The 24,987-nt window shown below is 64.0% G+C and carries 27 protein-coding genes and 1 tRNA gene; 17 read left to right on the top strand and 11 right to left on the bottom strand.

What is annotated here, in order from left to right; genetic code table 11:
- Nucleotides 1-15 precede the first annotated feature (15 nt).
- From WJ542_RS08490 to WJ542_RS08475, 4 genes are all read right to left on the bottom strand, one after another.
- Nucleotides 16-2,382 (bottom strand): RelA/SpoT family protein, encoded by a 2,367-nt coding sequence (locus WJ542_RS08490; RefSeq protein WP_411188883.1) that lies wholly within the window; start codon nt 2,380-2,382, stop codon nt 16-18.
- Between the two features lie 90 nt (nt 2,383-2,472).
- Complete coding sequence (gene rpoZ / locus WJ542_RS08485; protein ID WP_006400783.1) at nt 2,473-2,676, bottom strand: DNA-directed RNA polymerase subunit omega; 204 nt, start codon at nt 2,674-2,676, stop codon at nt 2,473-2,475.
- A 40-nt stretch (nt 2,677-2,716) separates the two neighbouring features.
- Entirely contained in the window at nt 2,717-3,409 is a 693-nt protein-coding gene (gene gmk / locus WJ542_RS08480) for a guanylate kinase (protein WP_411190506.1), read from the bottom strand.
- 14 nt (nt 3,410-3,423) lie between these two features.
- Nucleotides 3,424-4,359 (bottom strand): YicC/YloC family endoribonuclease, encoded by a 936-nt coding sequence (locus WJ542_RS08475; RefSeq protein ID WP_411188882.1) that lies wholly within the window; start codon nt 4,357-4,359, stop codon nt 3,424-3,426.
- Nucleotides 4,360-4,651: 292 nt separating this feature from the next.
- Here WJ542_RS08475 and rph point away from each other — a divergent pair, with 292 nt between their 5' ends.
- The 12 genes from rph (at nt 4,652) to WJ542_RS08415 (ending at nt 13,862) form a co-directional block, all read left to right on the top strand.
- Nucleotides 4,652-5,392 (top strand): ribonuclease PH, encoded by a 741-nt coding sequence (gene rph, locus WJ542_RS08470; RefSeq protein WP_411188881.1) that lies wholly within the window; start codon nt 4,652-4,654, stop codon nt 5,390-5,392.
- On the top strand, nt 5,385-6,026 hold the full coding sequence (rdgB, locus tag WJ542_RS08465) for an RdgB/HAM1 family non-canonical purine NTP pyrophosphatase (protein WP_411188880.1): 642 nt from the start codon (nt 5,385-5,387) through the stop codon (nt 6,024-6,026). The genes rph and rdgB overlap by 8 nt, the downstream gene beginning before the upstream one ends.
- The gene (hemW, locus tag WJ542_RS08460; RefSeq protein ID WP_411188879.1) at nt 6,023-7,240 is read left to right on the top strand and encodes a radical SAM family heme chaperone HemW; all 1,218 of its coding nucleotides are present in this window, start codon (nt 6,023-6,025) and stop codon (nt 7,238-7,240) included. Before rdgB ends, hemW begins: the two co-directional genes overlap by 4 nt.
- Before the next feature lie 45 nt (nt 7,241-7,285).
- A tRNA-Ser gene (locus WJ542_RS08455) sits at nt 7,286-7,375 on the top strand.
- A 175-nt stretch (nt 7,376-7,550) separates the two neighbouring features.
- Entirely contained in the window at nt 7,551-8,237 is a 687-nt protein-coding gene (locus tag WJ542_RS08450; RefSeq protein WP_411188878.1) for a hypothetical protein, read from the top strand.
- A 214-nt stretch (nt 8,238-8,451) separates the two neighbouring features.
- A complete protein-coding gene (locus tag WJ542_RS08445; protein ID WP_411188877.1) occupies nt 8,452-8,619 on the top strand; it encodes a helix-turn-helix transcriptional regulator in 168 nt (55 codons plus the stop codon).
- Nucleotides 8,620-8,674: 55 nt separating this feature from the next.
- Entirely contained in the window at nt 8,675-9,607 is a 933-nt protein-coding gene (locus WJ542_RS08440) for a hypothetical protein (RefSeq protein WP_411188876.1), read from the top strand.
- Nucleotides 9,604-9,834, top strand: coding sequence for a hypothetical protein (locus tag WJ542_RS08435; RefSeq protein ID WP_411188875.1), 231 nt, complete (start codon nt 9,604-9,606; stop codon nt 9,832-9,834). The genes WJ542_RS08440 and WJ542_RS08435 overlap by 4 nt, the downstream gene beginning before the upstream one ends.
- Nucleotides 9,831-10,634, top strand: coding sequence for a DUF3987 domain-containing protein (locus tag WJ542_RS08430; RefSeq protein ID WP_411188874.1), 804 nt, complete (start codon nt 9,831-9,833; stop codon nt 10,632-10,634). The genes WJ542_RS08435 and WJ542_RS08430 overlap by 4 nt, the downstream gene beginning before the upstream one ends.
- 452 nt (nt 10,635-11,086) lie before the next feature.
- Nucleotides 11,087-11,377, top strand: coding sequence for a hypothetical protein (locus WJ542_RS08425; RefSeq protein WP_411188873.1), 291 nt, complete (start codon nt 11,087-11,089; stop codon nt 11,375-11,377).
- A gap of 301 nt (nt 11,378-11,678) precedes the next feature.
- Entirely contained in the window at nt 11,679-12,215 is a 537-nt protein-coding gene (locus WJ542_RS08420; RefSeq protein WP_411188872.1) for a DUF3304 domain-containing protein, read from the top strand.
- A gap of 24 nt (nt 12,216-12,239) precedes the next feature.
- Nucleotides 12,240-13,862, top strand: a complete 1,623-nt coding sequence (locus WJ542_RS08415; protein ID WP_411188871.1) for a T6SS phospholipase effector Tle1-like catalytic domain-containing protein — start codon at nt 12,240-12,242, stop codon at nt 13,860-13,862.
- A gap of 52 nt (nt 13,863-13,914) precedes the next feature.
- On the opposite strand, the gene WJ542_RS08410 is transcribed toward WJ542_RS08415, so the two are convergent.
- Nucleotides 13,915-15,114 (bottom strand): tyrosine-type recombinase/integrase, encoded by a 1,200-nt coding sequence (locus WJ542_RS08410; RefSeq protein ID WP_411188870.1) that lies wholly within the window; start codon nt 15,112-15,114, stop codon nt 13,915-13,917.
- A 497-nt stretch (nt 15,115-15,611) separates the two neighbouring features.
- Here WJ542_RS08410 and WJ542_RS08405 point away from each other — a divergent pair, with 497 nt between their 5' ends.
- The 4 genes from WJ542_RS08405 (at nt 15,612) to WJ542_RS08390 (ending at nt 18,295) form a co-directional block, all read left to right on the top strand.
- On the top strand, nt 15,612-15,824 hold the full coding sequence (locus WJ542_RS08405; protein WP_411188869.1) for a hypothetical protein: 213 nt from the start codon (nt 15,612-15,614) through the stop codon (nt 15,822-15,824).
- Between the two features lie 140 nt (nt 15,825-15,964).
- Nucleotides 15,965-16,477, top strand: coding sequence for an energy transducer TonB family protein (locus WJ542_RS08400; RefSeq protein WP_411188868.1), 513 nt, complete (start codon nt 15,965-15,967; stop codon nt 16,475-16,477).
- Nucleotides 16,478-16,645: 168 nt separating this feature from the next.
- On the top strand, nt 16,646-17,959 hold the full coding sequence (locus WJ542_RS08395) for an MFS transporter (protein ID WP_411188867.1): 1,314 nt from the start codon (nt 16,646-16,648) through the stop codon (nt 17,957-17,959).
- Nucleotides 17,960-18,115: 156 nt separating this feature from the next.
- Complete coding sequence (locus WJ542_RS08390; RefSeq protein ID WP_411188866.1) at nt 18,116-18,295, top strand: hypothetical protein; 180 nt, start codon at nt 18,116-18,118, stop codon at nt 18,293-18,295.
- 465 nt (nt 18,296-18,760) lie between these two features.
- Here WJ542_RS08390 and waaC read toward each other — a convergent pair whose 3' ends face one another.
- Nucleotides 18,761-19,765 (bottom strand): lipopolysaccharide heptosyltransferase I, encoded by a 1,005-nt coding sequence (gene waaC / locus WJ542_RS08385; RefSeq protein WP_411188865.1) that lies wholly within the window; start codon nt 19,763-19,765, stop codon nt 18,761-18,763.
- 210 nt (nt 19,766-19,975) lie between these two features.
- Here waaC and WJ542_RS08380 point away from each other — a divergent pair, with 210 nt between their 5' ends.
- Nucleotides 19,976-21,391 carry a chloride channel protein gene (locus WJ542_RS08380; protein WP_411188863.1) on the top strand — a complete coding sequence of 472 codons (1,416 nt, stop codon included), beginning with the start codon at nt 19,976-19,978 and terminating at the stop codon, nt 21,389-21,391.
- 94 nt (nt 21,392-21,485) lie between these two features.
- Here WJ542_RS08380 and WJ542_RS08375 read toward each other — a convergent pair whose 3' ends face one another.
- The 5 genes from WJ542_RS08375 to WJ542_RS08355 all read right to left on the bottom strand — a co-directional run bounded on the left by WJ542_RS08375 (nt 21,486) and on the right by WJ542_RS08355 (nt 24,882).
- Complete coding sequence (locus WJ542_RS08375) at nt 21,486-21,803, bottom strand: hypothetical protein (RefSeq protein WP_411188861.1); 318 nt, start codon at nt 21,801-21,803, stop codon at nt 21,486-21,488.
- 303 nt (nt 21,804-22,106) lie between these two features.
- Nucleotides 22,107-22,361 carry a cell division topological specificity factor MinE gene (minE, locus tag WJ542_RS08370; protein WP_028215841.1) on the bottom strand — a complete coding sequence of 85 codons (255 nt, stop codon included), beginning with the start codon at nt 22,359-22,361 and terminating at the stop codon, nt 22,107-22,109.
- A gap of 14 nt (nt 22,362-22,375) precedes the next feature.
- Entirely contained in the window at nt 22,376-23,191 is an 816-nt protein-coding gene (gene minD, locus WJ542_RS08365; protein WP_411188860.1) for a septum site-determining protein MinD, read from the bottom strand.
- 75 nt (nt 23,192-23,266) lie between these two features.
- Nucleotides 23,267-24,127, bottom strand: coding sequence for a septum site-determining protein MinC (minC, locus tag WJ542_RS08360; protein WP_411188858.1), 861 nt, complete (start codon nt 24,125-24,127; stop codon nt 23,267-23,269).
- Between the two features lie 206 nt (nt 24,128-24,333).
- On the bottom strand, nt 24,334-24,882 hold the full coding sequence (locus WJ542_RS08355) for a GNAT family N-acetyltransferase (protein WP_411188856.1): 549 nt from the start codon (nt 24,880-24,882) through the stop codon (nt 24,334-24,336).
- Between the last annotated feature and the right edge of the window lie 105 nt (nt 24,883-24,987).

Raw genomic sequence — 24,987 nt, 5'->3', positions numbered from 1 at the left:
AGTCCCGCCCACCGCTCAGTAGTCGCCGCGCTCGCGTTCGATCCGCATGCCGCCATCGTGGCGGTGGTGCCCTTCGTCGCTCGGACGTTCACGCACGATGCGCATCACGTCCGGGTTCGTGCGCACGCGGCGCATCACGTTCGCGAGGTGTACACGGTCGCTCACCTGGATCACGAAGCGCAGGAGGTTCGACTCCTGTGCGAGGTCGTCGTCCATGGCGATATGCACGATGTTGGCGTCGGCCGACGTGATGTCGGCGGCCACGCGTGCGAACACACCCTTCGTGTTCTTCACGAGCACCTTCACGGCCACGTCGAACAGGCGGCCAGGCTGCGGCGCCCAGGCCACGTCGATCCAGCGACCCGGGTCGCGCTTGTGAATGCGCTGCGCGACGCGGCAGTCGGTCGTGTGGATCGCCATGCCGAGGCCAATACCGATATAGCCCATGATGTCGTCGCCCGGAATTGGGCGGCAGCAGGCCGAGAGCTGCACCGACATGCCTTCGGTGCCCGTGATGACCACGGGCGGCGCATGCGGCGCGTTCGGATCGCGCGGCGTATGGTGGTGCTCGTCGTCGTCGGCCTCGAGGCCGTTGATCAGCACTTCGATACGCTTGGCCATCACGGCCGCTACGCGCCGACCCAAACCGATGTCGGCAAAGATTTCCTGACGGTCCTTGTTACCGGTCCACTGCACGAGCTTTTCCCACACTTCCGGCGTGACATCCGAAAGCTGGTAGCCATAGCCCTTGAGCGCCTGGTCGACGAGCCGCTCCCCCAACTGCACGGACTCCGTGAGCCGCATCGTCTTCAGATAGTGACGGATCGCGGAGCGCGCCTTGCCGGTGCGCACGAAGCCGAGCCAGGCGGGATTCGGCTTGGAGTACGGCGCCGTGATCACCTCGACGATGTCACCGCTCTTGAGCTCGGTGCGCAGCGGCAGCAACTCGTTGTTGATCTTCACCGCGACGCACTGGTTGCCGAGGTCGCTGTGAATCGAGTACGCGAAGTCGAGCGCCGTGGCGCCGCGCGGCAGTGCCATGATCTTCGACTTCGGCGTGAAGACGTAGACCGCGTCCGGGAACAGGTCGATCTTGACGTGTTCGAGGAACTCGCTGGAATCGCCCGCTTCGCTCTGGATGTCGAGCAGCGACTTGAGCCACTGGTGCGCGCGCTTCTGGACGTCGTTCAGATCGGCGCCGCCGTTCTTGTAGAGCCAGTGCGCCGCCACGCCCGCTTCGGCGATTTCGTGCATCTTGCGCGTGCGCACCTGGAACTCGATCGGCGCGCCGAACGGGCCCACGAGCGTGGTATGCAGGGACTGATAGCCGTTCACCTTCGGAATGGCGATGTAGTCCTTGAACTTGCCCGGCACCGGCTTGTAGAGCGCGTGCAGCGCGCCGATGCAGGTATAGCATTCGAGCGCCGACTCCACCACGACGCGAAAGCCGTACACGTCGAGCACCTGCGAGAACGACAACTGCTTGTCGCGCATCTTCTTGTAGATGCTGAAGATGGTCTTCTCGCGGCCGGTGACTTCGGCGCTGAGCTTCGCGTCCGCAATGGCGCGCTGCACCGCTTCCAGGATCTTTCCCACCACTTCGCGACGGTTGCCGCGCGCTGCCTTCACGGCCTTTTCCAGCGTGGCGTAGCGGTTCGGATTGAAATTCGCGAAGCTCAGATCCTGCAGTTCGCGATAGGTGTTGTTGAGGCCAAGGCGGTGCGCGATCGGCGCGTAGATATCGAGCGTCTCGCGCGCGACGCGGCGGCGCTTGGCCGGCGGCACCGCGCCGAGCGTGCGCATGTTGTGAAGCCGGTCCGCGAGCTTCACGAGAATCACGCGCACGTCGCGCGCCATCGCGAGCAGCATCTTGCGGAAGTTTTCCGCCTGCGCTTCCTCGCGGTTGCGAAACTCCATCTTGTCGAGTTTCGACAACCCGTCCACCAGTTCCGCGACCTTCGCGCCGAAGCGCTCGGCGATCTCCGCCTTGGTCACGCCCTGGTCCTCGATCACGTCGTGCAGCAGCGCGGCCATGATCGACTGGGCGTCGAGCTTCCAGCCGGCGCAGATTTCCGCGACGGCGACAGGATGGGTGATATAGGGTTCGCCGCTCTGACGATATTGCCCGAGGTGGGCCTCGTCGCTGAAGTGGAACGCCGCTTTGACTTCCTTGATTTCCTCGGGTGTGAGGTAAGCGGAAAGCGCGGCGGTCAGATTGGCGATGGAGACGACCCCGTGCTTGCGGGGCTGCTCCGGCGTCGCGGTGGGTCCGAACAGATGGCGAAACGACTGTTCGAGGACCGCGTCGATGTAGTTGCGCGCGGTGCTTGCGGTCTCGGCTTCCTGGTCCACCTCGGTGGCCGGCGAGGGCGTCGTGCTCATGTTCCCCTCCGTATCAGGTTGGCGTTGACGTGAAAGCGGCTCGCGCGCGTGACGACTTCAGGCCTTGGCAGAAATACGGACGAGGCGCCGTTAAACAGGCACTTTTTTCAGCATTTCCAGGCCGACCTGGCCAGCCGCGATCTCGCGCAGCGCGACGACGGTGGGCTTGTCGCGGCTTTCGATCTTCGGCGTGTGACCTTGTGCGAGCTGGCGCGCGCGATACGTCGCGGCGAGCGCCAGTTCGAAGCGGTTCGGAATCTGTTTCAGACAATCTTCGACGGTGATGCGGGCCATGTCGGTTTCCTTCTCATTCTCAGCAGGTTCTTATTCTACCTTATGTGCCCGACGACCCGGGCTGCGGCTGATGGATACCGAGCTGCACGAAGAGCCCGGTATGACGCGCGTATTGCGAGGCGAAGCGCAGGCGCGTTGCGGCCACCACGTTACGCAGTTCCTGCAGCGCGCGATCGAAGTTCTCGTTGATCACCACGTACTCCGATTCGCTCGCGTGCGCCATCTCGCTACCGGCTGCCAGAAGGCGCCGCGTGATGACGTTGGGCTCGTCTTCGCCGCGCTTTCTGAGGCGATCGGCAAGCGCATCGAGCGACGGCGGCAGAATGAAAATCTCTACCGCGTTGCGGAACTGCTTCTTCACCTGCTGCGCGCCCTGCCAGTCGATTTCCAGCAGCACGTCGTGGCCGATCTTCATCTGATCCTCGATCCACACGCGCGAAGTCGCATAGTAGTTGCCATGCACTTCGGCGCTTTCGAGAAACTCGCCGACAGCGTGGCGCGCGAGGAAATCGTCGACGGTGGTGAAGTGATAGTGCTCGCCGTCGCGCTCCTTCGAGCGCGGCGCTCGCGTGGTGTAGGAGATCGACAGGCGGATCGCGCTGTCCTCGGCGAGCAGCGCGTTGACGAGCGTCGACTTGCCGGCGCCCGAGGGGGCCACCACCATGAAGAGGTTGCCCGGATAGACGCCCGCATACGGATTGCGCGGCTTCGCTGCACTGGTCTGGTCGGTCATGTTCGTGGCTTCCTTCATTCGAGATTCTGCACCTGCTCGCGCATCTGTTCGATGAGGAGCTTGAGCGTCATCGACGCGTCCGCGAGTTCCTTCGCCGCCGCCTTCGAACCGAGCGTGTTCGCTTCGCGGTTGAGCTCCTGCATCATGAAGTCGAGCCGCTTGCCGACCTTGCCGCCTTTCTCGATCACGTGGCGCGTTTCGTTCAGATGCGCCGTGAGACGCGACAGTTCTTCGGCGATATCGATACGAATGCCGTACATCGTCACTTCCTGGCGGATGCGCTCGGCGATCTCCTCGCGCGAGACGCCACCGATCGTGCCGTTGCCGTTCGCCTCCGGCGCCGCAATGCCGAGCGCCTCCTGCAGCCGCTCGACGATCTTCTGCTGGTGCTTGACGATCAGGTCCGGCACGAGGGGCGTGATTTTCGCGACGATCGCTTCCATTTCGGTCACGTTCGCGAGCAGCATGTTCGCGAGCTGCGCACCTTCGCGCGCACGCACGTTGATGAGTTCGGCAATGGCCTCCTTGCCGCAGCCGAGCACCGCATCGCGCAGCACCTCGGGCGCGACCCCGCTTTCGGCCAGCACACCCGGCCAGCGCAGGATCTCGCCCGTGCGCAGATGCCCCGACTCCGGAAACGCTTCGAGCACGGCGCGCTCGAGCGCGGCGAGCTGATCGAGCGCATCGCGGTTCAGCGCGCCCGCGTTCGCGGTCTGCTCGCTGCGCTGCACGTTGATGCGGATATCGACCTTGCCGCGCGACAGCTTCGTCATCAGCATTTCGCGCAGCGTCGGCTCGCAGACGCGCACGTCTTCTGGCATGCGGAAATTCAGGTCGAGAAAACGCGAGTTCACGGTGCGCAATTCGACGGACACGCTGGCGCCGCCCGTACCCGAAGCCGAAGCAAGCTCGCGCGTGACGCTTGCGTAGCCGGTCATGCTGTAAATCATGGTTCGTCTCGCGAATAAAACCGTGGCGTCGCGCGTAGCGATGCGCGGGACACGGCGGAAGGATCGAGGCGCCCGGCGTGTTCATGATGACGCGGGGCGGAGAAACCGTATTATCCCATTTTGGGGGGCGGCCCGCCCAGATCGGCCCAGCCCGGGACAGGACGCGCGCCGCGCCGCCGCCCTGGCGCGGCGGCCCCGCGCGCGAGCCCGGACGCCGTTCCTCGCGCGTCGCGTCGAGGCGGTAAAATTGTGTTTTCCCCTCCCCTTTCGTGCCCGTGCGCACGCTCTCACGATGACCCAATCGATCCAGCGCCCGAGCGGCCGCCCCGCCGACCAGCTTCGCGACGTCCGCATCACCCGCCACTACACGAAGTACGCCGAAGGGTCCGTGCTCGTGGAATTTGGCGACACGAAGGTGCTGTGCACCGCGAGCGTTTCCGAAAGCGTGCCGCCCTTCCTGCGCGACAAGGGCCAGGGTTGGCTCACGGCCGAATACGGCATGCTGCCGCGCGCCACCCACACGCGCAGCGACCGCGAAGCCGCGCGCGGCAAGCAGACGGGGCGCACCCAGGAAATCCAGCGCCTGATCGGCCGCGCGCTGCGCGCCGTGTTCGACCTCGAGGCACTCGGCGCGCGCACCATCAATCTCGATTGCGACGTGATCCAGGCCGACGGCGGCACGCGCACCGCCAGCATCACGGGCGCGTTCGTCGCGGCGCACGACGCGGTGTCGAAGCTGATTGCCGACGGCCGCCTCGCGCGTTCGCCGATCACCGACTACGTCGCCGCGATCTCGGTGGGCGTGTACGAAGGCATGCCCGTCCTCGACCTCGACTACGCCGAGGACTCGGAATGCGACACCGACATGAACGTCGTGATGACGGGCTCGGGCGGACTCGTCGAAGTCCAGGGCACCGCCGAGGGCGCGCCTTTCTCGCGCGCCGAAATGGACACCCTGCTCGACCTCGCGCAGAGCGGCATCCGCTCGCTCGTCGAGAAGCAAAAGGCGGCGCTGGGGATCGCGCATGGCTGACGGCCGGAATACCCGCGGTGCCGCCGCCGGCGCGCTCTCGCGCGTCGTGCTCGCCTCGAACAATGCCGGCAAGCTGCGCGAATTCGCGGCGCTGTTCGGCACGGTCGGCATCGAGCTCCTGCCGCAGGGCCAGTTCAACGTGCCCGAGGCGGAAGAGCCGCATCCCACCTTCGTCGAAAACGCACTCGCCAAGGCGCGCCATGCGGCGAAGCTTACGGGGCTGCCCGCGCTCGCCGACGACTCGGGCCTGTGCGTGCGCGCGCTTTTCGGCGCGCCGGGCGTGTACTCGGCGCGCTTCGCGCAGCTCGCCGGCGGCGAGAAGAGCGACGCGGCCAACAACGCGCTGCTCGTCGAGCGCCTGAAGGACGAGGCGGACCGCCGCGCGTACTACTACTGCGTGCTCGCCCTCGTACGTCACGCCGCCGACCCCGAGCCGCTCATCGCCGAAGGCCGCTGGCATGGTGTCGTGCTCGACTCGCCGCGCGGCGCGAACGGCTTCGGCTACGACCCGTACTTCCTCCTGCCCGAACTGAACGCCACGGCCGCCGAACTCGATCCGGCCGTGAAAAACGCTTCGAGCCACCGCGCGATGGCGCTCAAGCACCTGCTCGCGCGCCTCAAGGAGGACGCGTGAGCGACCCGCATCAAACCGGCCTGCGTGTGATCCAGGCGTTCTCGACGCCTGGCAGCACCCGCCTGACCTCGCTGCCACCGCTCGCGCTCTATGTGCACTTCCCGTGGTGCGTGCGCAAGTGCCCTTACTGCGACTTCAACTCGCACGAATGGAAAGGCGAGCGCTTTCCCGAGGACGATTACCTCGACGCGCTGCGCTCGGATCTCGAGCAGGCCCTGCCGCTCGTCTGGGGACGCCAGGTGCACACGGTGTTCATCGGCGGCGGAACGCCGAGCCTGCTCTCCGCCGCGGGGCTCGATCGCCTGCTCTCGGACGTGCGCGCGCTGCTGCCGCTCGACGCCGACGCCGAAATCACGCTTGAAGCCAATCCGGGCACGTTCGACGCAGCAAAATTCGCGCAGTTTCGTGCAAGCGGCGTCAACCGCCTTTCTGTAGGTATCCAAAGCTTCAACGAAGCGCATCTGAAAGCGCTCGGCCGTATCCACGACGCGGTGCAGGCGCGCCACGCCGTCGAAGTCGCGGCGAATACCTTCGAGAACTTCAACCTCGACCTGATGTTCGCGCTGCCGCAGCAGACGCTCGCCGAATGCCAGGCCGACATCGAAACGGCGCTCTCGTTCGCGCCGCCGCATCTGTCGCTCTATCACCTGACGCTCGAACCGAACACGCTGTTCGCGAAGTTCCCGCCGGCACTGCCCGACGACGACCAGTCGGCCGACATGCAGGACTGGATCCACGCGCGCACGGCCGAAGCCGGCTACGAACGCTACGAGGTGTCGGCCTATGCGAAACCGGGCAGGCAGAGCCGCCATAACCTGAACTACTGGCGCTTCGGCGACTACCTCGGCATTGGCGCGGGCGCGCACACCAAGCTGTCGTTTCCCAACCGCATCCTGCGCCAGGCGCGCTACAAGCACCCGGCAACGTTCATCGAGCAGGCGCGCGCCGGCACGCCGGTGCAAGAGGAACGCGAGGTCGGTTCGCGTGATCTGCCGTTCGAGTTCATGCTCAACGCGCTGCGGCTCGTGGAGGGCTTTCCGGTGCACCGGTTCGTCGAGCGCACCGGCTTGTCGATGACGTCGATCGAGCCCGCGCTGCAGGAAGCCGAGCGACGCGGTCTGATTGTGCGCGATTACGAGAAAATCGCGCCGACCGAACTGGGGCAGCGCTTTCTGAACGACCTGCAGGAGATGTTTCTCAAAGACGCGGAGTGAGACGCTGCTGGCCGGCAGACCTTTTGGGTTACAATGCGCGGCTCCGGAGGTGTGGCAGAGTGGTTGAATGCACCGGTCTTGAAAACCGGCGAAGGGGTAACCCTTCCGTGAGTTCGAATCTCACCGCCTCCGCCAGGAGTGGAACATAAACCCCTGCAAATTCAGATATTTGCGGGGGGGTTTTTTCAGCCCATCATCACGCACAAACTCGCGGCCTTCCTACGCGTTTCAGATATCTGCGCGGCCCGTATCGTTGCCGCGACAGTCCGCTAGAATCCGCTCATTCATGTTTCCCATCGCGGGACACTTCATGGACGAGTTCGATCTCTGCAGGATCGCCGATACGTTTTCGCTTGCGGGCGCGGCGGCGTTGATTTGCGGCATCCGACCTAGCCGCGTCCAGGGGCCTGACGAATACGGCCAAAAAACTTGCCACATTCCGCGCCAGGCGAGCTTCACGGAGTTCGAGACCGGCGAAGAGGTCCAGGACGACACCCCTGAAAAGTTCAGGACCGTTCTACAGGCGTTGATGCACGCAGCGGAACGGAGAACGCTGACCGCCAATAAGGTCTACTTGGGCAAGTACACCCATATTCGATACATCAACGATGATTCAGAAGGTTATTGGGACCCCGTAGGCGAAATCGACCCACAGCGGACGACCGTCGATGTTGAAGTCCTGAAAACGTGGCTCGCGTCGCGCGGGGTAACAACGGGGTTCTTCTTCCCCGGTGCGAGTGATACGCCGGACTACCTGAACGCCGAGCATCCGCGCTATGCACGAAGGCTCGCTGCTGCCGTCAATGCGTGGCTGGCGGTTACACAGGCCAGCGGCAAAAGCGTGAAAGACGCGATCAAGAAATGGTTGCGCGAGCACGCGGCGGAATATGGGCTCACGAACGACGACGGAAATCCGAACGAGACCGGCATCGAGGAAGTCGCGAAGGTCGCCAACTGGCAACCGACAGGCGGCGCGCCGAAGACGCCCGGCCAGTAACCTACCCCGCCCCTTAAGCCTTGCTGCTATTGGGTTCGCTCGTATCGCGCACGCGAACCCACCTACCCATTCAGCACAAACCCACCCACCCCTTTGACCGTTAGCAGGGGGTGGGTTTTCTCAACCTGCCTGGCTATTCGCTGCCTACGCGCAGGAATCAAATACCGCCATGCCGCGCCAGCCCGGCGCGCACCACCACAAGCTGAGGTGCAGCATGGCCGATCAAACCATCCCCGTTCTGATTCCCCGCTCGCGCGTCTCCGCGATTACGGGACTCCAGCGCAGCGCGCTCTATGACCGCATCGCGCGAGGCGAATTCCCGAAGCCCGTCACCATCGGTTCCGCCGCCGTGCGCTGGATCGAGTCCGAAGTCGCGACCTAGGTGCAGCAGCAGATCGACGCGAGCCGCGCGCAACAACCGGTCAAGGCTGGCCGCCGTGTCCGCGCCTGAGTCCGCCAGCAACGAGGCGAGTCGCGACGATACCGACGTTTATCGTGCTAGCACGATAAAGCGCCAGCGGCGCACTCGTAGCGAACTGGATCAACTGGACGCGCAGATCATCGAGGTCCTGTGTGCCGACCACCCGCAGTCGGTGCGGCACGTTTTTTACCAGATGACGAACCCCAGGCTGGCGGTTCCGGTCGAGAAGTCGGACCGGGGGTATCGCCATGTCCAGGAACGTTGCGTCCGGCTGCGCCGCGCGGGCGTATTGCCGTACGACTGGATCGCCGATATGTCCAGGCGTGGATACTTCGTCGACACGTTCAGCGGCGCGGGCGATTTCCTTCGGCGCATGCGGGGGCTTTACCGCGCTGACCTCTGGCGCGGTGCCGACTGCCGGTGCGAAGTCTGGGTCGAATCGCGCTCGATCGCTTCGGTCGTGCTGGACGACTGCCAGGAACTGGCCGTCCCTCTCTACCCATGCGGCGGGTTCAGTAGTGTGAGCTTCGTCCACGAAGCGGCCGCGCAGCACAACGACAGCGACGATGGTCGCCCGCTCGTCGTGTTCTACGTCGGCGATTTCGACCCGGCGGGGGTACTAATCGACCGGTCGCTGGAGCGCGAGTTGCGTAAGCACCTCGATTCGGCAATCGACCTCGATTTCGCGCGCATCGCGATCAACGAAGAACAGATCGCTCAGTACGACCTCCCGACCAAACCGCGCAAGGTCACGGACCGCCGTTCGCCGGAGGTTGCGGCAACGGTTGAAGCCGAAGCGATGCCTGCCAGCGTTCTGCGCGGTCTGTTGCGCATCGCGATTGAGGAACTGTTGCCCGAGAACGCGCTGGCGGTCGCGAAGGTTGCCGAAGAGTCGGAGCGCGAGCATATCGGGCGCATGGCGGCGCTGTTCAACGGAGCTAACGAATGAAGCGAGCTAACCATGCCGAGGTCCGGGGGGACCGCCGCCAGCATCCACCACGCACGGTGGACGCGCTTGAGGCTTACGCACAAAGTCTGCTGGCCGTCGAACTGGCCCGATGCGAACGCGCCATGACGGCGGAACAATGGGCTGAGCATCGCGAATGGGTCGAGGAGAACGCACGCGCGTCGCTGGTGGCGGCGCTGCGTGAACGCGCGCAACGGGGGGAGCTATGAGCAACGACTTTTGCCGTGCAACGTTCGCGGAGATCGTCGCAACCGATGAGGTCGCGAGGCGGGAACGCGCCGAGCGTGAGGCTATCCAAGCGAAGCGTGAAGCCTTCTTCACTCGCGCGAGCGCCGTGGCGGACGATCCGCCAGCCTGGCCGCAACCGCAGCCGTTGACGGTACGGGTAGAGCCGGAACCCTATCCGGTCGACGCCTTGCCGCCAGCTATACGCGCCGCCGTGGAAGAGGTGCAGTGCTACGTTCAGGCTCCCTTGCCGATGGTCGCGTGTTCCGCGCACGCCGCGCTCAGCGTGGCCATACAGGCGCATGTCGACGTGCAGCGTGATAGCCGCCTGAGCGGGCCGGTAAGCCTGTTCGTGGTGGTGATCGCGGACAGCGGCGAGCGCAAGACGACGTGCGACAGCTTTTTCATGCGTGCCATACGTGACTACGAACGCGAACAGGCGGAAGCCGCCAACGATCCAAGAGCCACGTCCGACAAATGTGCCGGTGCGATGATCGACCCGGACGGCGGACCTTACCTGCCGTGGGGGCCGTATCTCGCGGAGGACAACGTGCGGCGGTTGCGCGCCGAACTGTTCGCGATGGTGGACGAACTTGCGCGTGCTGAGGGATGGACGCGCGAGCGTCACGCCGAAACGTTAGGGCGAGCCGCGAACGGCCCGCTCTCGGACCTGCTGCCGAACATCGCGTACTTTCACGCGAAAGTGATTGAGTGTCGCGCCGAAGCTGAGGCGCAAGTCGCAATGGCAGCGAGTGGCTGGCGGTACGATCCAGCCGGGCGCTAAGGCGTCACGAACAGGCGCATGGGTCCTTCCTGAGACCATCCGCAATGCGGGCGCGAAGACTCGCGAAATGTCCGTAGCCAAGGGTCCGCAAAGGTGTCCGCATCGGGCAAGGGGTACGCATCCATGCAAGGCCAAAGGAATCCGACACGGGCGCGGACAATGCGGACCCGTCGCGCATTTCCTCATTCGGATTCAACATATGTTGCGATACGCATGATTTTCGCACCGAGGGTACTTTGAACAACGGCGAAGCAGGACAGGCGGCGTTTGAGCGAGTCCCCCGCGAGAACGAGACCGGACTCGCGCACTGGGTCGAACGTGAAGGCGGGCACGGCCCATATCGCTTGCGGGCAACCCGCCAGCCAGCAGCCAACGCCTAAGACGATGGCGAATACACAGTCGACGGTCCGCCCGTCTAAATTAGAGAAAGTTAGATCGGAGGGAGTAGAACTATGGCTCTCGGACGCAAAACGGGCGGTCGCCTGCCCGGCTCGTTAAACAAAACGACGCTGAGGATGCGCGATCTCGCCGGGCAGCATGCACCTGCCGCCATCGAAACGATCATCGCGATCATGCAGCACGGCACAACTGAAGGGGTGCGCCTTTCTGCTGCTTGCGCGATTCTCGACCGTGCCTATGGCCGCCCGACGGTCTGCACCGAAACCGACAAGGACGACGACATTCTGTTCGCCAACCTGTTTGGAAACGGCCACGACGAAGCGGACGAAACCGGGACGACCTAGGTGATTGCACCGCTTTAAAAAAGAAGCGCACAGCGCCCGGCGAACGGCGGCGTATTCGAGCGGCGACCACCGATAACCATCTCAAAAACAATGCCCTCCGGCTTACGTCCGGTTAGGCGAGGCTCAACATTGCGCCCTGACAATTGTTGACCAATTTTCTGACGTTTCCGTATTGAGGCACTGCGTATTGCGCGTTATAAGCCGTGAAGAGCGGAAATAGCTTCGTATCGCGGCCTGCCTTGTCTTTGCAGTCCTGATGTATTGGGCCGCGTCTCCCCCAATCCAGCAAGGAGGCCAGCCTATGGCAGACCAGGACGCGTCGCACGCGATATCCAGGCACCAACCGCATTTCCACAACACGACACCCTACAGGTGCTCAATTGCATACTCGCGCACGGTCGCGCTTGCCGCTGGCGCACTGCTCGCCCTGTCGGCCTGCACGGCGGACAGCGCACTGGTGTCCGACGATCCGCTCGCGAGCGAGCACCCCCTGTACATGGTCCCGATCAGTCAGACCGACCAATGGGCGATCAACATGGCTGTTGACCATTATGGCATGGGGGGCAGCCCACCACATGGCGGTGGTGGTGCAGCGGCCTGCTGTTATCCCAGCCCCAAGGACTGGAGCGAACCGGTAACAGTTCATTGGACGTGGGGCACGGAACTCGACCCGAAGACGAAGGCCGTCATCAAGCCGCGCGAACCCCATTCTGCTGTCCTGCATTTCCCACCCGGTGGCCCCGCGAAGGATGACCGCTACCTCTGCTTGATCGTGCGCGACCGTGATACGGCCGAACTGGCGTTTGCACGAAGCCGCACGCGCTGCGCCACAAAATAACCCCGCAACCATAAGGAATTCAGCATGACAGTACGCCAGGCGGGCGCACCTGTGAGTGACGCCGAACTGGACCGCGCTACTGCACGCGGAATGAGCAAACGGATCGCCGCCGAACTCCCCAGCGACCCGAAGGCTCGCTTGCAGTGCCGTCTTTATCCGAAACTCAGTTTCTTCTTTGACGGCACTGGCAACAACATGTATCAGGAACTGGAGAAGCCTGAGCACGAACAGGCGCTGTCGAACGTGGCTAAGCTCTTTCTGGCCGCGATTGACGATCCGGCCAGACAGGGTGCCACGCCCACTTACATCTCCGGTGTCGGCACCCCGTTCCAGGTTCCCCGGCGAGTGCCCGGTTACTTTACCGAACTGCTGCGCAATGACGACGGCGGGGCGTTGGGTCTCGGCCTGGGTGCTGGAGGACAGACGCGCATCGATTCGGCGCTCGCCACATTTGACATGATTCTTGGGGAGGACTGGAGCGAGGGAGCACGGCAGCATATGCCGTTTATCAGTGTTGCAGTGTTTGGCTTCTCGCGCGGTGCGACCGAGGCGCGGGCTTTTGTGCGGAAGCTGCTTTCGCGATGCGTCGATAAGGACGGTCAACGGTGCTGGATAGGAAAGGACATGTGGCGCATTCCGCTACGTATCACGTTCCTGGGTCTGTTTGACACGGTGGCGTCGGTGGGCGGGCCGGGGCTGCACCTGGACTGGGCGTCCGAACTGGCGATACCGCCCGAGGTCGAGCGGTGTGTGCACTACGTTGCCGCCCACGAGGTCCGTGAAGCATTCCCGCTGGATTCCGTGCGTGTGAACCGGACCTATCCTGGCAACTGTGAGGAGGTGGTTTATCCTGGCGTGCATTCGGACGTGGGTGGCGGCTACGCGCCAGACGAACAGGGCCGCAGCAACCGTCTCTCGCGCATCCCGCTACGCCACATGTACGCGGCAGCGCTGGAAGCTGGCGTGCCGCTGCTGTCGCTGGACAAGATGCAGCCAGACTGGCAAGGCTATTTCGCACTCGCAAATACCGAGCCTGTGCTGAAGCTCTATCAGGACTATATGGCGGCTCTGCCTGCCGCCGAAGGCGACGATGTGGAATCGCTGATACACGTACACCGTCGCCTGAATTTCCAGTGGCGCGGCGGTCTTGCCCGAAAGGACGGCGACAACCATGTGCTCGGGGAGTTGTACGGGAAGCATGGTGTGTCCGCGTCGGCCTGTGAGGCTGTACCGGCGGCCACCGACGAGGACCACCCCGAGTGCGATCCGACCGGCTGGACGTACACCCTCCCGCGAAACCCGGCAAAGCAGGCGACCCAGTTACTAGGTGAACAGCGGCGGCTGGAGCGCCGGGTCGCCTTCCTGCGCAATCCTGTAGAACGCCATGCGGGCAGCCGGGACTGGCCGCCACCGGAGCCACGCAAGCGCACTCCTTATGAAGACCTCATTCTTGCCGCGTGGGACGATCCCGCTGCTGTCCCGCCCGCCGTGGATGGCCTGCTGGCGGAACATGTTCACGACTCAGTGGCGCACTTCACTTCGTGGCCGTGCGCCCTGTACGATCCACGGAGCGTCTTTTGTGACCGGGTGCGATACCTGGCCGAGAGGCCGTGGCTTGGACCACAACCGGAAGTCATGACCGCTTGACCCTCTAAGGTCCATACCCCCGGCTCGCGATAATCGCGATGCCGGGACCCAATCATTCCGCCGTACCGCAAACATGCGACGCCCACGCTTCCATCATTGGGCGGCGCAATTCCAGCAGGTCGGTCCGGTGATACGCCGCTTCAACCTTATTCGAGACCGTATGTGCGAGCGCCCGCTCGGCAAGGTCGCGTGCGTAGCCGTTTTCGCTGGCCCAATCTCTGAAACTTGACCGATAGCCGTGCGCGGTCGCGACGCGGCCCGGCGTATCGCTTTTCGCTTTCACCCGGCGCAGTAGAGCGGTCAAGGTCATATCGGATAGCACCTTGCCACGCGGCGACGGGAACACCAACGTCTCGTACTGCTTCTGTTCCTTCAGCTGCTTGACGAGCGCGTGCGCGGCCGCCGGGAGCGGGACGCGGTGCGGTATCTTCGCTTTCATACGTTCGCCTGGGACGGTCCAGATACCGGCGTCGAGGTCGAACTCGCCCCACGTCGCGCCGCGCACTTCGCCGCTACGCGCCGCCGTGAGAATCAGGAACAGCAAGGCCACCCGCGTGTTGTCGCCGGGTTCGATATCACGTAACTGAGCCTTCGCGAACGCCGGAACTTCGCGCCACGGCATCGCCGGTTGATGTTCTTTTTTTGCGCCCTGCTTCGGCAGGATATGGTCAACTACGCTAACCGGGTTCGCCGAGATATGGCCGTGCGCCCAGGCCCATTGCATGACGGCGTGCATACGCTGGCGGGTACGACTGGCGGTCTCTGCCTTGTCTAACCAGATAGGCCGCAACGCGTCCGCGCAGTCGGCGGGCGTGACCGCGTCGAGTGGCTTGCTGCCGATCCTCGGGAACACGTAAGTCTCAAGCGTGCTAATCCATTGGGCGGCGTGCTTCGCATTCCGCCAGCCGGGCTTGAGCTCTTCGTGGACAGTGCGCGCGGCTTTCTCGAACGTTAGCGCGGAAGCGGCGACACTCGCGGCTTGCTGTTCGCGGTCGCGTTCATCGATTGGGTCTTTCCCCGCGTCGAGTTGGGTGCGCATGGCAAGCGCCTTGTTACGCGCGTCCAGTATCGAGACTTCAGGATAGACGCCGAGACCCGCATCGCGCCGCTTGCCCGTTACCGGGCTTGTGAAACGTAGCGTCCACTTGCTGCCCGTCTTGCCTGGCGTGAGCATCAACCCCGTTACCTTCCCGTCGAATACCGGCTTGTCGCCGGGTTGCAGCCCCTTTGCCTGTCTGTCCGTAAGTGCCATTTCAGCCCATCGTCTAGCCCATCGCAAAATGGCGGATAGCGCCGGAATATTGTAGCCTGTTACAGTAGTAATATGGCTTTAACCCATTGATGTAATTGAATTCTACGGAGTGGCACGGAAATTCTCGGAATGTATTTTGGCGGTCACCGCCTCCGCCAGAACATTCCTGCACTCGGCCGTCTTCCCCCTAGAAACCTCTGGCCCAGTCGCCAGAATTCCACCCGACAAGCCTCTCCAGCATCCACTCTTCATCGAGCGTCAGACGTCGACAGCGCTACACGGAAGACATCGATCCCGAAAATTTCGCATTCCTTGACAATTCCCAGGTCTGATTGCCTTCAGCATGCGACTCCAGAGGCCAGCTTACGCGACTGGTATAGCGGACGAGCCAACTCCAAAATAAATAAGGGTTGAATCAAAACACACCCCGAAACACGGAACTAGGTGAAAACCCTAATAACGCGGTAAAATCCCACGCATTCCGGGAAATCACCACCATGCCGCACCGTTACCAAGTCCTCGAAAAGATCGCCTTCACGCTCGTCGTGTTATCTGCCGTGATGTGCTCCGGCTTCATCGCCTGGGAAAGCTCGCCCGACTTCCGCGCGAACTTCCAGCAGGGCAAGGATCTGTTCCTGAAGAGCGGGGAGTACTCGTATGCCTGCGCAACGATCGCGACCGACCCGTGCGCGCAGTTCCCGGTCGAGTAAGCCTCGGCCCGTCCCGCCTCGTTTCACCGGCGTCGCCGAATGTCCGCGCATGATACGGGCCGCTGCGGACCACCGCGGGTTGCATCCGCGAGCATTTCGACTAAGCTCGAATCTGGTCTCGCCTCCGAGCTTGTTCGACAATGCTCATCCGTGCCTGCCCGCCTGACGGCCCCGCCGCGTCATGCGCCAATCTGCTGCGGCGCGTCGGTTTCGCTTTGCCCCTGCTGATCGCAAGCGCCTGCACCATTACGCCGCCGCAGCGTCCGCTCCTGATCATTCCGCCCGCAGCCATCAACAGCAACACGCTCGACCAGTACCGAACGGCCGTTGCCCACCGCATCGTTGATCGCAACCCCTCGTATATCCTGCATGGCTCGCCCCAGGCGATGCTGCGTTCGCTCGTGGTCGTCTCCTTCGTGGTGGACCGCAACGGCCAGATCGTGAAGTCGTCGATCTACCGCACCAACGGCGACGACGAGGCCGAAGCCACCGCGCTCTCCACGCTGCGCCGTGCGGCACCCTTGCCCGTGCCGCCGGAACGGCTGCTGAACTCGGCAGGTCAACTCGAGATGTTCGAAGACTGGCTCTTCAACGACAACGGCAAATTCCAGTTGCGCACGCTCGCGTCGCCGCAGGCCCAGAACTTCGACTGAACGGCCGCCCAGCCGCCCCGCCTTTCCGCCGCCTTGCTGCGCACAACTCACGGTCGTTATAATTTTCCGCTACCCCGCCGGCCTTTGCGCCGCGAATAAAGACGTGCACCGCCCAAGCGACGACGAACCCGGCGACAACGCGCCTTACAACGACTGGAGACTCCGTACATGTCGACTTCCCCGATTTCGCCCGCGCGCGCCGGCGAGGACGGCGCCGGCGCGACGCGCACGTCGCACGTGATCTTCGCGAGCTTCATCGGCACCGCGATCGAGTTCTACGATTTCTATGTGTACGCAACGGCCGCCGCGCTCGTGATCGGCCCGGTGTTCTTCCCGCACGGCTCGGCGACGGCGCAGGCGCTTTCGGCCTTCGTCACGTTCGGCATCGCGTTTGTCGCGCGGCCCATCGGCTCCTTTCTGTTCGGTCATTTCGGCGACCGCATTGGCCGCAAATCGACGCTCGTCGCCTCGCTGCTCGTCATGGGCCTCTCCACCACGCTGATCGGCTTCGTGCCCGGCTATGACGCGATCGGCAGCCTCGCGCCGATCCTGCTGTGCGTCCTGCGCTTCGGTCAGGGAATCGGCCTTGGCGGCGAATGGGGCGGCGCCGCGCTGCTCGCGACCGAATACGCGCCGGCCGGCAAGCGCGGCTGGTTCGGCATGTTCCCGCAGCTCGGGCCGTCGGTGGGTTTTCTCGCCTCGAACGGCCTCTTCTTCGGCCTCGCCTCGACACTCTCCGACCAGCAGTTCCGCGACTGGGGCTGGCGCGTGCCGTTCGTCGTTTCGGCCGTGCTCGTCGCGCTCGGCCTCTATGTGCGTTTGAAGATTGCCGAGACGCCCGCCTTCAAGGCAGCCATCGAGCGCGAGGAGCGCGTGCGCGTACCGGTCGCGACGCTGCTCGCCGATCACTGGCGGGCCACGCTCCTGGGCGCGCTCGCCATGGTCGTCTGCTACACGCTGTTCTACAACGCCACGGTGTTCTCGCTCTCGCACGGCGTAACGGCGCTGCATATTCCGCGTCCGACTTTCCTTGGCATGCTGTGCGTCGCGGTCGTCTTCATGGGTCTCGCCACGCCGCTTTCGGCATGGGCCAGCGACCGCTGGGGCCGCAAGCCGGTGCTGGCCGCCGGCTGCATCGCAGCGATCGCCTCGGGCTTCACGATGGCGCCGCTGCTCGGCAGTGGTTCGCTGCCGCTCGTGCTGCTGTTCCTCGTGATCGAGCTGTTCCTGATGGGCGCCACCTTCGCGCCGATGGGCGCGCTCCTGCCCGAACTCTTCCCCACGAGCGTGCGCTATACCGGCGCGGGCGTGGCGTACAACCTGGGTGGCATTCTCGGCGCTTCGGTGGCGCCGTATATCGCCCAGGTGCTCGCTGCGCGCGGCGGCCTGTCGTGGGTCGGCGCGTACGTGTCGATCGCGGCTGCGATCAGCCTGTTCGGTGTCCTGTGCATGCACGAGACACGCGACAAGGCGCTGATGTAATACCCAGGGTCGCCCCTGATGAAAAAGCGGAGTCCGCAAAAGACGGACTCCGCTTTTTTTGTCCACTTTGAGCGCATGGGGTGCCTGACTATACTTCGTTCAACAGATCAGTATTTCGGTCAGCCCACGCTGTCTTCCTCATTCCGGGAGCCGACGATGAACATCCATCTGAGCAACGCCGACGTCGTCCTGATGATCGCCCTCGCGCTCGGCACTGCGCTCGTGCTGGCTTTCAGGCTGCACGCGACGAGCTGGCGCGCAGTGGTGATCGAAGCGATTGCCGCGAACGCGGCCGCCATCGCGGCGGTCGTCGCACTCGAAATACTGCTGGCCTGAGTCACCTCGTGGTGGCGGCGCGCGTGCCGCCCTCGCTCTCCCGGTCGATCCGCCTCAGTAGTAATAGCCGTGATGGTAGCCGCCATAGTAGCCGCCGGCCGGCACCACGACGCACCCGCTCAGCGCTGCCGCGAGCAATGCACCTGCAATGAGGGTAAGCGTCAGTCGTTTCACTTCATTCTCCCGTCGAGTCAATGTCTGTCGTCCTGGTGTGCCGTGTCTGGCTTCCGGACGATTCGATTGAACACGACGGCGACTTCGCCAGGCGTTGCAATTTGTAAGTAGCGATGTGACGCGTGTTACACGCGAGGCGCGATGTCCCACTGCGCCGCCGCGTACGCGGCACATTCGCCAACTCGCGGCGACACTTTTAACAAACCTGTAAACGAAAAACTACGCGAGAAGCCGTGCGAAAAGACACAAAAAAGGCGAGCGCGTGTCGCCTCCGTGTCGCGTCTGTGTCACTCACGCAGCCGAAACGGCCGAGCCTTGCAGCGATGCATCGGCACGCGGCGGATAGACTTCGCTAACGGCGTCGAGCGCAGCCTTCACAGGCGGCACGTGGTTGCCGTCTCCCACCGAAACCGATCTGCCTGGTGCACGCACGCCCGTATGTTCCGCCGACGTCGTGACGAAGATCATCACGGTGGGCTTCAGCAGCGCATGCGAGAGATGGACAAAGCCTGTATCGGTACCGACCACGAGTGCAACGTCCTCGATACGCTGCGCCACCTGCGGGACAGTCAGGCGCGGCAGGACAACGGCGCCAGGAACGATGGCGGCAATCTCTTCAGCCGTGGCGCGCTCATTATCCGAGCCCCACGGCAGTTCGATGCGCAGGCCGCGCGACTGCAGATCGCGGCAGAGTTCGCCCCAGTGCGCGACAGGCCACTTCTTTTCGTCTTTCGACGTTGCATGGAAAATCAGCGCGGTCGGCCCTTCGGGCGCGGGCAGCGCCGTCCCGTCGCGCGGGATGCGCATGTTGAACACAGGCGGCGTATCGATCGTATAGCCAAGCGCTTCGCCCGCGCTGATGCGCATGCCGAGCCAGGCATCGGTTCTCGGACGCGGTCCGAAACGCCCGTTGTACGCGAACGCCGCGCCGCGCTCGCCGAGATCCTGCGAGAGATAGCCGAAGCGTCGCTTCGAGCGCGTCAGCGCAGCGATGATGGCGCTCTTGTACACGCCATGAATGTCGACGACGGCGTCGTAGCGCACGGCGCGCAATTCGCCGATCGAAGCCCAGATGGCTTTCAGGTCGCTCCACTTGCGCGTCTTCTTGAAGCGGCGCAGCGGCGCGCAAAGCACCCGGTCGACGCCAGCGTTCCAGCGCACGATATCGGCAAACGATTCGTCCGAGGCCCAGTCCACCGTTGCACCCGGAAACTCGCGCTGTATGTCGGCCACCACCGGTAATGCCTCGACGATGTCGCCCAGCGAGGTCACCTTGATAATCAGAAACCGTTTCATTGTCCTGCCGGCTCGCTATCCATGAATTTTTTCGAGATTTTAACGGAATGCCGGCATCGTCAAGCAGATGATCCGGGCAATTCCCCAGCGATACATCGTGCCCTTGTTTATCGCGGGTAAAAGAACGGTCAGGGAAATCTCGCAGCAATCCCCAGGGGCGGCTTGCACGGACCCGCCCTATAATTTCGTCTTTGCGCCCCAACAGAGCCCATGCAACCGGTAAGCCCCGACCTTTATTCGACCTTCGTGCGGCGCGCACGACGCTTGTGGCGGCAATACGGCGTGCTGTGGCTGGGCGCGGTCGCCGTGGGCCTCGTGGCCGTGTTCTACGCCCGCCTGATCGACTGGGGCTACAACGCCTTTCTGCACCTGCAGCGCGAGCACATCTGGCTGCCTCTCATCCTGACGCCCGCCGTCGCCGCGGTCTCGGTCTGGCTCACGCGTACTTTCTTTCGCGGCGCCGAAGGCAGCGGTATTCCACAGGTGATCGCCGTACTGCACGCGAGACCCGGCGAGTCGGGCGAGCGTCTGCTCACGCTGCCCATCCTGGCCGGCAAGATCGCCGTGTCGTTTCTCGGCATTCTCGGCGGCTTCACCATCGGCCGCGAAGGGCCGACCGTGCAGGTCGGCGCCGCGCTCATGTTCCACATGCGGCGGCTCTATCCGCGCTCGAACGTGCACATCGAACGCAAGCTCGTGCTGGCCGGCGCGGCCGCGGGGCTCTCCGCCGCGTTCAACACGCCGCTTGCCGGCATCGTCTTCGCCATCGAGGAACTCACGCGCAGCTTCGAAGCGCGCGCGAGCGGCGTGGTCATCACCACCATCATCATTGCGGGCGTGATCGCGCTCGGCCTGAACGGCAACTACACCTACTTCGGCACGATCCAGATCGGCTCGCACTTTCCGGACCTGCTCGCCGTTGCGGTGCTGCTCACCGCCGTCGTCACCGGCATCGCCGGCGGCATCTTCTGCTGGCTGCTGCTCAATACCGCGCGCTGGATTCCCGCGCCGCTGCGCAAGCTGTACGGCGAGCAGCCGGTCGCGTTCGCGGCGCTCTGCGGGCTCGTCATCGCCGTGATCGGGCTCGTCTCGGGCGGCACGACGTTCGGCAGCGGCTACGCGGAAGCGCGCGGCCTGCTCGACGGCCGCGAGCATCTGTCACTCGCGTATCCGTTCCTGAAGATGGCGTCGATGGTGGGTTCTTACCTGCCCGGGATTCCGGGCGGTATTTTCGCGCCGTCGCTGTCGATCGGGGCGGGCTTCGGCAACGCGCTGCACATGGTTTTCAGCGGCATGGAGCTGCAGATGCTCATTGCGCTCGCGATGGTCGGGTATCTCGCGGCCGTCACGCAATCGCCCATTACATCGTTCGTGATCGTGATGGAGATGATCAACGGCCACGCGCTCGTGATCTCGCTGATGGCCACGGCTCTGATCGCGAGCCGCGTCTCGCGCTTTTTCGCGCCGCCGCTCTACGAGACCTTGTCGCAGCGCTACACGGCGCCGCCGCAACCGGCGGCTGCGCCGCAGCCCGCCGCAGCCGATGCGGCGCCCGCCGACGTGCCCGAGCCGCTCAGACGCAACGAGCCCGACAGCACCACCGCGAACGAAACCTCCGGTCGCTGAAACGCTGCGGGCTCGCGCTCAAGCCATTTCCTCAGGCGCGCTTTCAGGCGTGCCTCTCAGGCAGCCTCGGCAGGCTGCACCTCAAAGCAGTCCCTCAGGCTGCCCAGTGGCCGTCGACCCAGTGCCAGTTCGGGCCGTGCGCCACCCAGTGACCGGGCACCCAGTGGTAGCCCACGCGCTCGCGCTGCCAGTGGCCGGCAATCCATACGTACTGGCCGTGATCCCACCTCCAGTGGCCCTTGTCCCAGACGTAACCGGCGCGCGGTGCCGGTACCACTTCGACACGCTCGGCGGGCGGCGGAACGTTCGGTTCGACGACGACGACTGCGGCCAAGGCCGGCGCGGCGACAGCGCAAACGCCGGCGGCGAGGAAGGCGCCCTTGGCGAGCATCAGGCGGAAGGACTTTTTCATAGGGATCACCCTTGTCAGTTGTTAGACGCCAGAGTTGGCGCTACTGCAATCAATGCGCGAACCCCGGTTTTCGCTGACATGAGCGGCATTACGAGCGTGGACGAAGTGAAACCGATTGTTTCGTGCAAGGCAAATGCAGGTTTTGGGGGTCGCCGATGGCCGGCAGGCGAAGGACGCGCGTGCCGAGGAGAGCCACCGCGGCGGCACGGAACCGCCGCTTGACTGCGAAAGTAAAGCGGGAGGAGATAAGGACAACAGCGAAGCGCGCCGGCGGCAAACCGGCACGCCTCGCCGCCCCAACCATCAGGCCTGCGGAATCTCGATCTTGACCTCGAGCACTTCGAGATCGTCCTGACGTTCGAGACTCACGCGGATATCGTCGTCGGAGATCTTGACGTATTTCGAGATCACCGCAACCAGTTCGCGCTGCAACGCCGGCAGATAATCGGCGGGCGGATGGCCGCCCGCCCGCTCGTGAGCGATGATGAGCTGCAGGCGTTCCTTCGCTACCGAGGCGGACTTCTTCTTCTCGCCGAGAAAAAACGAAAGAAACGACATGACGTGCGCCTCCCTTACTTGTTGCCGAAGAGGCGCTGAAAGAGGCCCGGCTTCTGGTAATCGGTGAAACGGAGCGACTTGTCTTCACCAAGGAAGCGCGAGACGACGTCCTTGTACGACTCGGCGACATCGGTGCCGTCGAGGTGCACGGCGGGCAGGCCCTGATTCGACGCGTGCAGCACGGCTTCCGATTCGGGAATCACGCCAATCAGCTCGATGCGCAAGATTTCCTGAATGTCGGTGAGCGAGAGCATTTCGCCTTCGCTCACGCGCTTCGGGTTGTAGCGCGTGATGAGCAGGTGTTCCTTGACGGGATCCGCGCCCTCGATCGCGCGCTTCGTCTTCGAGGAGAGCATGCCGAGAATGCGGTCCGAATCGCGCACCGACGAGACTTCCGGGTTCGTCACGATGAGCGCCTCGTCGGCGAAGTGCATCGCGAGCAGCGCGCCCGATTCGATACCCGCGGGCGAATCGCAGATGATGTACTCGAAGTCCATCTTGCGCAGGTCCTCGATCACCTTTTCCACGCCCTCCTTCGTGAGCGCGTCCTTGTCGCGCGTCTGCGAGGCCGGCAGGATAAAGAGGTTCTCGCACTTCTTGTCCTTGATGAGCGCCTGGTTCAGGTTCGCTTCACCCTGGATCACGTTGATGAGGTCGTACACGACACGGCGCTCGCAACCCATGATGAGGTCGAGATTGCGCAGGCCCACGTCGAAGTCGATGACCGCGGTCTTGTGGCCGCGCAACGCGAGGCCCGATGCGAAGCTCGCGCTCGTGGTCGTCTTGCCCACGCCGCCCTTGCCCGAAGTCACCACAATGATTTTTGCCATTCCCTTAACCTTGTGTTCGTCAGTTTCTTCAGTTTGGTCCCATCGCACGCCGCCGTCCCGGCTTCTCCCGGCGCGTCAGGTGAGCCTCAACGGTTCGATCAACAGCTTTTCTTCGTCGTCCAGCCGGATCTGCACCGGCTTGCCGGCCACCTCGCCGGGAAGCGGGACTTCAGTCGTACGGTAGATGCCCGCAATCGAAATCAGTTCCGCCTCGAGACACGTGCAGAAGATGCGCGCGTCGTGGTTGCCGTGCACGCCCGCCAGCGCGCGGCCGCGCAACGGCGCGTAGATGTGAATATTGCCTTCGGCGATGACTTCCGCGCCGTTCGAAACGAGGCCAAGCACCACCAGGTCGCCCTTCGCGTAGATGCGCTGGCCCGAACGCAGCGGCCGGTCGACGACGAGCGTCGGCTCCGCACGCGCGGCGCGCGCGGCCGCGTCGCCGGCTGCCGCCGGCGTATCGGCAGGCGGCTCGCTCGCGGGGGGGAAAAGTTCGGGTTGCGCGAGCGCGGGGGACGTTGCCTGCGGCTCCACGGCGGCGGCGGCCGTGGTCACGGTAGCGGCCGGCGCGTCGGCGGCATCCGCCTCCTCCGCGGCCGTTTTGGCGCTCGCGCCGCGGCGGTCGCGCGCTTCGAGGAGCGGCAGGCCGGCCTCGGCGGCCCATGCGTGCTGCGCGGAATGCGCCACGACGCCGACCGGATGCATACGCACGCTCTCGAGCAGGCGCACGATGTCGCCAAGCGCGACCTGCTCGTTATCGCCCAGGCGCCGCACGTCGATGGCAACCGTGTCGTTCGCGAAAAATTCGGGCGTAGCTTCGAAGCGCCGCGTGAGTTCGGCGCGCATGGCATCCAGCTCGGTCGTCTTGACCACGAACAGAAGCGTATCGACTGAACCGCTCTTCAGTTCAAAATATGGCGATTTCCTGGGCGACATGGCGTTCGGCGAAAAATTTTGCGTATTTTACAGGCGTCGACGCGCACGGCCATTATTTTTAGCGGTTAAATCAGGAGCCGGTAATCCGGACCCCTCTCGCACCACGCGTGCAAACGCGAGGAAAACACGGCGTGCGCGTTCGTGCACGGGGGGCGTACCGGTGAGGGAACGATGGAAGGCGCGCGGGCCACGGCGCGCCGGGAACGCTAGTTCGATTGGGCTTGCACTGCGTCTGGTGCCCGACTGCCGACGTCGCGCATGAGCAGCGTTTCCCATTGTTCGGGCGAATGCTTGCTGCGCGCGTGATCGCCGGTCGCAATGAAGCCGAAGCGCTCGTAAAAGCGCATGGCGGTCGTGTTGTTGTCGGTGATCCAGGCGTAGACCTGCGCGGTGCCCTCGGCAACGAGCCAGTCGATCGCCGCGTTCAACAGCAGTTCGCCGCCGCGCAGGTGCCGTACGGCCGGCGCGACCCACAGCGCCGAAACGAAGGCCCGGCTTGCCGGCGCGCTCTCGAAGCTCGCGCCGATCAGCCCGGCGGGATGGCCTTCGGTGTACAGGATGAACGAGGTGACGGAATGCGAGTCCGCATAGCGGGCCGCCGCCGCATCGAAAACCGCCGCATCGGCGGAAAGCGCGTCTTCGAGCGTGGCATCGCCGAACGCGTAGGGCGCATCGCGCAACGACGCAGTTCTGAGCTCGCGAAGCACCGCACCCTGATCGGCGGCGATACGGCGAACGGTCAGTGACGGACTCATGCAGTCGTAAACCCCTATAAACCAGTAACGCGTAGCTTTAACCGAACTCGCCTGGGAGTCAAATCCTTATTTGACAAAAGTAGCCGTTCGTCGCGCCGACGCTTC

Origin of the sequence: Paraburkholderia yinzeri (genome assembly GCF_046581065.1) — a bacterium.
Taxonomy (GTDB): Bacteria; Pseudomonadota; Gammaproteobacteria; order Burkholderiales; family Burkholderiaceae; genus Paraburkholderia.
The sequence above is the reverse complement of the archived record's forward strand: the minus strand, read 5'-3'. Positions and strand labels throughout refer to the sequence as shown.

What these genes read in the sequence shown, in the direction of transcription:
- WJ542_RS08490 (WP_411188883.1), bottom strand. Translation starts at nt 2,382, where the DNA reads ATGAGCACGACGCCCTCGCCGGCCACCGAGGTGGACCAGGAAGCCGAG.
- rpoZ (WP_006400783.1), bottom strand. Translation starts at nt 2,676, where the DNA reads ATGGCCCGCATCACCGTCGAAGATTGTCTGAAACAGATTCCGAACCGC.
- gmk (WP_411190506.1), bottom strand. Translation starts at nt 3,409, where the DNA reads ATGACCGACCAGACCAGTGCAGCGAAGCCGCGCAATCCGTATGCGGGC.
- WJ542_RS08475 (WP_411188882.1), bottom strand. Translation starts at nt 4,359, where the DNA reads ATGATTTACAGCATGACCGGCTACGCAAGCGTCACGCGCGAGCTTGCT.
- rph (WP_411188881.1), top strand. Translation starts at nt 4,652, where the DNA reads ATGACCCAATCGATCCAGCGCCCGAGCGGCCGCCCCGCCGACCAGCTT.
- rdgB (WP_411188880.1), top strand. Translation starts at nt 5,385, where the DNA reads ATGGCTGACGGCCGGAATACCCGCGGTGCCGCCGCCGGCGCGCTCTCG.
- WJ542_RS08450 (WP_411188878.1), top strand. Translation starts at nt 7,551, where the DNA reads ATGGACGAGTTCGATCTCTGCAGGATCGCCGATACGTTTTCGCTTGCG.
- WJ542_RS08445 (WP_411188877.1), top strand. Translation starts at nt 8,452, where the DNA reads ATGGCCGATCAAACCATCCCCGTTCTGATTCCCCGCTCGCGCGTCTCC.
- WJ542_RS08435 (WP_411188875.1), top strand. Translation starts at nt 9,604, where the DNA reads ATGAAGCGAGCTAACCATGCCGAGGTCCGGGGGGACCGCCGCCAGCAT.
- WJ542_RS08430 (WP_411188874.1), top strand. Translation starts at nt 9,831, where the DNA reads ATGAGCAACGACTTTTGCCGTGCAACGTTCGCGGAGATCGTCGCAACC.
- WJ542_RS08425 (WP_411188873.1), top strand. Translation starts at nt 11,087, where the DNA reads ATGGCTCTCGGACGCAAAACGGGCGGTCGCCTGCCCGGCTCGTTAAAC.
- WJ542_RS08420 (WP_411188872.1), top strand. Translation starts at nt 11,679, where the DNA reads ATGGCAGACCAGGACGCGTCGCACGCGATATCCAGGCACCAACCGCAT.
- WJ542_RS08415 (WP_411188871.1), top strand. Translation starts at nt 12,240, where the DNA reads ATGACAGTACGCCAGGCGGGCGCACCTGTGAGTGACGCCGAACTGGAC.
- WJ542_RS08410 (WP_411188870.1), bottom strand. Translation starts at nt 15,114, where the DNA reads ATGGCACTTACGGACAGACAGGCAAAGGGGCTGCAACCCGGCGACAAG.
- WJ542_RS08405 (WP_411188869.1), top strand. Translation starts at nt 15,612, where the DNA reads ATGCCGCACCGTTACCAAGTCCTCGAAAAGATCGCCTTCACGCTCGTC.
- WJ542_RS08400 (WP_411188868.1), top strand. Translation starts at nt 15,965, where the DNA reads ATGCTCATCCGTGCCTGCCCGCCTGACGGCCCCGCCGCGTCATGCGCC.
- WJ542_RS08395 (WP_411188867.1), top strand. Translation starts at nt 16,646, where the DNA reads ATGTCGACTTCCCCGATTTCGCCCGCGCGCGCCGGCGAGGACGGCGCC.
- WJ542_RS08390 (WP_411188866.1), top strand. Translation starts at nt 18,116, where the DNA reads ATGAACATCCATCTGAGCAACGCCGACGTCGTCCTGATGATCGCCCTC.
- waaC (WP_411188865.1), bottom strand. Translation starts at nt 19,765, where the DNA reads ATGAAACGGTTTCTGATTATCAAGGTGACCTCGCTGGGCGACATCGTC.
- WJ542_RS08380 (WP_411188863.1), top strand. Translation starts at nt 19,976, where the DNA reads ATGCAACCGGTAAGCCCCGACCTTTATTCGACCTTCGTGCGGCGCGCA.
- WJ542_RS08375 (WP_411188861.1), bottom strand. Translation starts at nt 21,803, where the DNA reads ATGAAAAAGTCCTTCCGCCTGATGCTCGCCAAGGGCGCCTTCCTCGCC.
- minE (WP_028215841.1), bottom strand. Translation starts at nt 22,361, where the DNA reads ATGTCGTTTCTTTCGTTTTTTCTCGGCGAGAAGAAGAAGTCCGCCTCG.
- minD (WP_411188860.1), bottom strand. Translation starts at nt 23,191, where the DNA reads ATGGCAAAAATCATTGTGGTGACTTCGGGCAAGGGCGGCGTGGGCAAG.
- minC (WP_411188858.1), bottom strand. Translation starts at nt 24,127, where the DNA reads ATGTCGCCCAGGAAATCGCCATATTTTGAACTGAAGAGCGGTTCAGTC.
- WJ542_RS08355 (WP_411188856.1), bottom strand. Translation starts at nt 24,882, where the DNA reads ATGAGTCCGTCACTGACCGTTCGCCGTATCGCCGCCGATCAGGGTGCG.